Origin of the sequence: Burkholderia sp. LMG 13014, assembly GCF_905232215.1 — a bacterium.
Lineage (GTDB): Bacteria > Pseudomonadota > Gammaproteobacteria > Burkholderiales > Burkholderiaceae > Burkholderia.
This window is the reverse complement of sequence record NZ_CAJNKE010000370.1, coordinates 1-6,052: the sequence shown is the minus strand read 5'-3', so window position 1 is coordinate 6,052 and position 6,052 is coordinate 1. Positions and strand designations below refer to the sequence as shown.

At 67.0% G+C, this 6,052-nt stretch carries 4 protein-coding genes; all 4 read left to right on the top strand.

What is annotated here, in order from left to right; genetic code table 11:
• Nucleotides 1-482: 482 nt before the first annotated feature.
• The 4 genes from JYJ84_RS26235 (at nt 483) to JYJ84_RS26220 (ending at nt 5,797) form a co-directional block, all read left to right on the top strand.
• Entirely contained in the window at nt 483-2,204 is a 1,722-nt protein-coding gene (locus JYJ84_RS26235) for a methanol/ethanol family PQQ-dependent dehydrogenase (RefSeq protein WP_175221220.1), read from the top strand.
• An 80-nt stretch (nt 2,205-2,284) separates the two neighbouring features.
• Entirely contained in the window at nt 2,285-3,493 is a 1,209-nt protein-coding gene (locus JYJ84_RS26230) for a c-type cytochrome (protein WP_175221219.1), read from the top strand.
• A 98-nt stretch (nt 3,494-3,591) separates the two neighbouring features.
• Nucleotides 3,592-3,906, top strand: a complete 315-nt coding sequence (locus tag JYJ84_RS26225; protein WP_175221218.1) for a high-potential iron-sulfur protein — start codon at nt 3,592-3,594, stop codon at nt 3,904-3,906.
• On the top strand, nt 3,890-5,797 hold the full coding sequence (locus JYJ84_RS26220) for a sigma-70 family RNA polymerase sigma factor (protein ID WP_175221217.1): 1,908 nt from the start codon (nt 3,890-3,892) through the stop codon (nt 5,795-5,797). Before JYJ84_RS26225 ends, JYJ84_RS26220 begins: the two co-directional genes overlap by 17 nt.
• The last annotated feature ends 255 nt before the right edge of the window (nt 5,798-6,052 follow it).

Here is a 6,052-nt window from a genome sequence, read left to right as displayed (position 1 = left end):
CGCGTCGCACACGCCGGCCGCCCCCCATCGCGCAGCGCCGCCCGACTGCCTTTGGCCTCCTGATCATTTCCGTTGTCTCCGCTTTTTTTGTTCCGCCGGCTCGTGCAATGCACCGCGCAGCGATGTGGTGTCGAGAAGCCCGCGTGCGAGAACCGTGCCAGCGCAGCCTGCGATGCGCACCGATTCCGCGCGACAGGGGAGCGTGCGACGGCCCGCCTGTCCCGCGTACTGCGCCACCTGTCATGTTTGGCAACACCTCATGCGCGGCGGTGTACCTGAATGCAACACCTCCGTGGGTGCCGGGACGCGACGCGTCCGACAGCGCATCGCGCGCGCCGCGCCGGTATGCCGCGCCGCGCCGGCTTCGCGCCGCGATGGCATGCGACTTGCGTAACGGGCACTGCACTCGGCCCGGAATCCCCACCGTGCCGGCGCGACCAACCGTTCGCGGCGGTGCGATCACAATGACTCAGGAGACAACCATGAAGAAACTCTCGGCTTCAGCGAGCCGGCTGGCGACGATCGGAATCGCGGCGGCGGCCGCCGTCGCGCTGAACCCCGGCCTCGTGGAAGCGGCCGCGGACTACCCGGCCGTGACCTACCAGCGGCTGACCGATGCACACACCGATCCGGGCTGGCTGACCTACTACCGCACCTACGACGGCCGCTCGCATTCGCCGCTCAAGCAGATCGACACGTCGAACGCGAAGGATCTCAAGCAGGCGTGGGCCTACAAGTTCCCCGCCGACCTGAAGCAGGGCTTCGAGGCCACGCCGATCGTCAACGGCGACTATCTGTTCGTGACGACGCCGAAGGACAACGTCTACGCATTCGATGCCAAGACGGGCAAGCAGCTGTGGAAATACGAGCCGAAGCTCGGCGCCGCGTCGTTCAAGACCGCGTGCTGCGATGTCGTGAACCGTGGTGTCGCGCTGTACGGCAAGAACGTCTATGTCGCGATGCTGAGCGGCGAAGTCGCGGCGCTCGACGCGCAGACCGGCAATCTCGTGTGGAAGAAGCAGATGTTCGAACCGGGCCTCGGCTACGCGTTCTCGCTGGCGCCGCTCGCGCTCGACGGCGCGATCGTCGTCGGCACGTCCGGCGGCGAGTACGGCATTCGCGGCTACATCGTCGCGCTGAATCCGGAGAACGGCGCCGAAGTCTGGAAACGCTACACGATCCCCGCATCCGGCGAAAAGGGTGCGGAAACCTGGCCCGACGGCATGCAGAGCCACGGCGGTGGCGCGGCGTGGCTCACCGGCACGTACGACGCCGCGTCCCGCACGCTGTACTGGGGTGTCGGCAACCCGGGCCCGTGGCTCGCGGCGCTGCGCCCCGGCGACAACCTGTATTCCGACTCGCTGCTCGCGCTCGACGCGAAGAATGGCAACCTGAAGTGGCACTACCAGTACACGAACAACGATACGTGGGACTACGACGGCGTGAACGCGGCCGTGCTTGCCGACATCAAGTACAAAGGCAAGGACTACGACGCGATCATCCACGCGGACCGCAACGGCTTCTTCCACGCGATCGACCGCACGACCGGCAAGCTGATCTATGCAACGCCGTTCGTGAAGGCGTTGTCGGTCACCGGCTACACGGCTGACGGCAAGCCGATCCAGGACGAATCGAAGTTCCCGAAGGCCGGCACGACGATCGAAACGTGCCCGAGCTTCCTCGGCGGCAAGAACTGGTGGTCGATCTCGTACGACCAGGAACGCAACATTGCGGTCGTCCCTGCGTTGCATGCGTGCATGAGCCTCACCGGCAAGTCGGTCAGCTACATGGAAGGCCTGCCGTATCTCGGCGAAGGCTTCGAGATCAAGCCCGAACCGGGCAGCGAAGGCTACGGCGAACTGACGGCAATCGACGTGAACACCGGCAAGAAGCTGTGGAGCCACTGGTCGAAGAAGCCATGGAACGGCGGCGTCGCGACCACCGCGAGCGGCCTCGCGTTCAGCGGCTCGCTCGACGGCCACCTGTATGCGTTCGACACGGCGACCGGCAAGGTGCTCTGGGAGAGCCCGCAACTTGCGAGCGGCATCATTTCCCAGCCGTCGGTATATGAGGTCGACGGCAAGGAATACGTCGCCGTGCTCGCCGGCTACGGCGGCGCGAACCCGATCTGGGGCGGCCCGATGGCCGACATCGCGAAGGACGTTCCGCGCGGCGGCACGCTCTACGTGTTCGCGCTCGACTGACCAGGCGCCAGGCCCGAGTCGCGCCCGCATGCGCCCGATGCGGGCGCGACGCCCTACCCGCTTCAACCGGACACACGACCATGAATACTCGTCTCACTTCCGTTACCGTTGCCAGTCTGCTCGCCGTGGGCGTGGCGCTGACACCGGCAGCCGCGTCGGCCGGCGTGCGCATCTGCACGCTGCCCGGCAGTCCGACCACAGCGCTCGACCGATCCGTTGCGCGCGAAGTGTTCCGCACCGCAGGCATCGCGGCGACGTTCAACCGGCGCGGCGTCGATGACGATGGCGGCGACGACGGCATCTCCGCCGGCGAGCTGAAGAAATCGCTCGAACGCGACTGCGACGTGATCGCAGGCTTCCCGCGCTCGGAAATCGCCGATGCGTCGGGATCCAGAATGACGTTCTCGCAGGGCTATCTGCGCTCCGGCTACGTCAGCGTGTCGTTGCGCGACGCGCCGGCCTCGTCCGGTGCAAAGGAAACGATCGCGGCCACGTACGGCAGCCCGTCGCAGCTGATCGCCGCACAGCAGCCGAACGCCCGCTTCGACCTCGAAAACACGAGCGAGAAGACGATCGGTGCGGTCGCCGCGGGCCGTGCCCAGCGCGCAATCGTCTGGTATCCGAGCGTTGTCGCGTACGAGCATGCGCACCCGCACCAGCGGTTCCAGGTTGCGGCGACTGCGTCGCCGTACTCCAGCTGGCAACTGTCGTTCGCATTCGGCCCGGGCAAGGACGCATTGCAAAAGCGCATCGACGCAACGTTGTCGCGAATGAACGGCGATGGCCGCCTCGCCTCGCTCACGCGCGCGTGGGCGCTTCCGGACACTGTCACGCAAGCCGCCGCTGCGCGTGCAACCGGCCGGTTTCTCGACGGCGCGATCGCATCCGCACAACAGAGCCCGGCAAAGAGCGGCTTCGTCAAGGTTTCAGCCAGCGAAGGCGACCGCATACCGTCGTTCGACGAGGCACAGGTACTGCATGGCAAGAAGCTCTATGCCGACGCCTGCGCGAAATGTCACGGCGACCAGCTCGAAGGCAATACCGCCCCCGCATTGAGTGGAGAAGCCTTCGCCCCGGAGGGCAAGTCGCACATCACGGTCGGCGGCATCTTCCAGTACCTGTCGAACAACATGCCGGCCGATCGCCCCGGCAAGATGACGGCACAGGAATACGAGGATGTGATGGCATTCCTGCTTTATTCGAACGGCTACGACGCATCCAAAAACAAGCTGACCGCCGATGTCGCCACCGCGTCGAAGGCGCCGCTCATCGCCGGACCGCGCAAGTAACTTTCCCGTCCGCTTTCGTTTCGACCGACCGCCGCGCCGGGCAACAGGCCTGGCGCGGGGGCCGGATTTCATCCTTTCATCTCATTCACGATCACGACATGATCTCTTCCAATCGCAGAACCTTCTTCGTCCAGGCGGCCGGCCTGTGCGCCGCGCTCGCTGCCGGCACCCGTGCATTCGCGGCCCCGCCGCCCGTCGACGAAAACGACGCTGCCGCGAAGACGCTCGGCTATCGCGCAAAGGCCACGACCGTCGATGCGGGCAAGTTCCCGAAGTACCAGGCCGGCCAGACCTGTTCGAACTGCCGCTTCTACAAGGCCGCTGCGGGCGAATCCTTCGGCACGTGCCCGATGTTCGCGGGCAAGGCGGTTGCCGCCGGAGGCTGGTGTAACGTCTATGCGAAGCTCGCTTGATCCCGGGGCCGTGCACGGACGCGACAGCGCGCCGCGTCGCGGCACGGATGCCGAACACGCGGCACATCTGCATGCGCTGATCGCGCTGGGCATCGATCGCGGTTACGTGACGCACGGCGAAATCGCCGACGCGTTGCCCGACGATGCGGCCGAACGCACGGATGTCGACGCGGCCGCACCGATGCTCCGCGAGCTCGGCATCGAGGTACGCGAGCATGCCGGCTCGCGTACCGCATGGACACTCGACCGTCATTTTGCGCAGGCGCAGGCAGTCACGCCAAGGCTCGCGGACGCATCGACGCCGCTCGCGGCCGACGATCTGCTCGCGGGCCGGACCAACGATCCGGTCCGGCTCTATCTGCGGGACATGGGCGCGACGCCGCTCCTCGAACGGCACGAAGAGATCGCGCTCGCGCGTCACCTGGAAAGCGGCCGCGCCGCATGCATCGACGCATTGAGCCGGGATCCGGCTGCACTCGATGCCATCGCGGCGATCGCGGACGACATCCGTGCCGGCAAGGTCGCGGCGTCGGTCTACGTGACAGGGTTCGCCGGCGATGCCGAATCGCTCGTGCAAGCGCCCGCGCTGCAGCCCGACGATTCGCCCGCGGACGATACGGCACCCGACCCCGCCATGGAATCGCCGGCGCCGGAGGGCAGTACCGGCTGCTCCCTGGACAGCCCGGCGTGGCGCGATGCGGTTGCCGAATCGCTCGGGCGCGCCGGTGCGCTGGCACCGGCGATGCGGCGCTCGTTGCACGCCGACGGGTTCGCATCGGCCCGCTATCGCGCGCTGATTCGCGAGGCTGCCGCGTTGACCGGCAGGATCCGCTTCACCTCGCGCGCGATCGAGCGCATCGGTCATGCGACCAGCGAATGCGCCACCCAGGCGCACCAGTTCGAAAAACGGCTCGTCGATACCCTGGCCGCGTCGGGCATACGTACCGGATCCACGCGCCACGACCTCTTCGCGCCGTGCAACGACGCGCGCGCCTGGTTGCACGCATGCATCGCCGCGCATCCGGAATGCACCACTGCCCTCGCCCGCCACGCGCCGGCGCTGATCGACGCACGCATCGCGCTCGCCGGCCTCGCCGGCCAGTCGCCCCTGCCGCTCGACATCGCGATTGCGCTCGATGCGCGGCTGTCTCGTATCGAGCGCGCGATGCAACCCGCCAGGACGAGACTGTTCCGCAGCAATCTGCGCCTCGTCGTATCGGTCGCCAAGCGGTATCCCGATCGCGGCCTGCCGTTCCTCGACCTGGTCCAGGAGGGCAATATCGGCCTGTTAAAGGCCGTCGATCGATACGACCACCGGCGCGGCTTCAAATTCTCGACGTATGCGACCTGGTGGGTCCGGCAGGCCATCACGCACGCGCTCGCCGATCAGGGCCGCACGATACGTGTGCCGGCGCATACGGTCGACGCGCTCAACAAGCTGTCGCGGCTCGCGCGAACGCACCGGCAACGGACCGGCAATGTCGCCGACGCGCCGGCACTCTCCACGCAGATGCAACTGCCCGTCGACAAGGTACGCGAACTGATGAGCATCGTGCGCGAGCCCGTCTCCGCGGATATGCCCGTTTCGCCCGATCACGACCTCACGTTGTGCGACGTCACGATCGACCCCGACGCGCCGACCCCGGAAGACGCCGCGAGCACCGGCCAGCTTCGTACCGCGGTGGCGGCGCTGATCGACGGCCTGCCCGCTCGCGAAGCGTGGATTCTTCGCCTGAGGTACGGCATCGATGTCGAAAGCGAGTATTCGCTGCGCGAAATCGGTCGGCAACTGAACCTGTCGGCCGAACGCGTTCGCCAGATCGAGGTGTCGGCGCTCGAGCGCATCCGGCAATTCGGGCACGCACCGGCGCTGCGGTCGCTGCTCGCCTGACGCGGCCGTACCGGCCAGCTTTCCGGCTTCACGCCCTCTGCTCAGGACTGCAACACATCATGCTGCATTTCTGAACGGCCTGCCGCACCGCGCTACCGTGCGCGACGTCACCCGTTGGCGCGGATCGATCGGCACGCTCCCGGCTGCCGCGGCCGTCGCCAGAGACGTGCGTCGATCGCCGATGCTGGCATGCATGTTGCGTTTTCCCGGGCATCGTCAGGCATCACAAGAACGCAAGGAGACACGCTTGTCCAA

Coding starts and splice junctions, on each gene's coding strand:
- JYJ84_RS26235 (WP_175221220.1), top strand. CDS start 483: ATGAAGAAACTCTCGGCTTCAGCGAGCCGGCTGGCGACGATCGGAATC.
- JYJ84_RS26230 (WP_175221219.1), top strand. CDS start 2,285: ATGAATACTCGTCTCACTTCCGTTACCGTTGCCAGTCTGCTCGCCGTG.
- JYJ84_RS26225 (WP_175221218.1), top strand. CDS start 3,592: ATGATCTCTTCCAATCGCAGAACCTTCTTCGTCCAGGCGGCCGGCCTG.
- JYJ84_RS26220 (WP_175221217.1), top strand. CDS start 3,890: ATGCGAAGCTCGCTTGATCCCGGGGCCGTGCACGGACGCGACAGCGCG.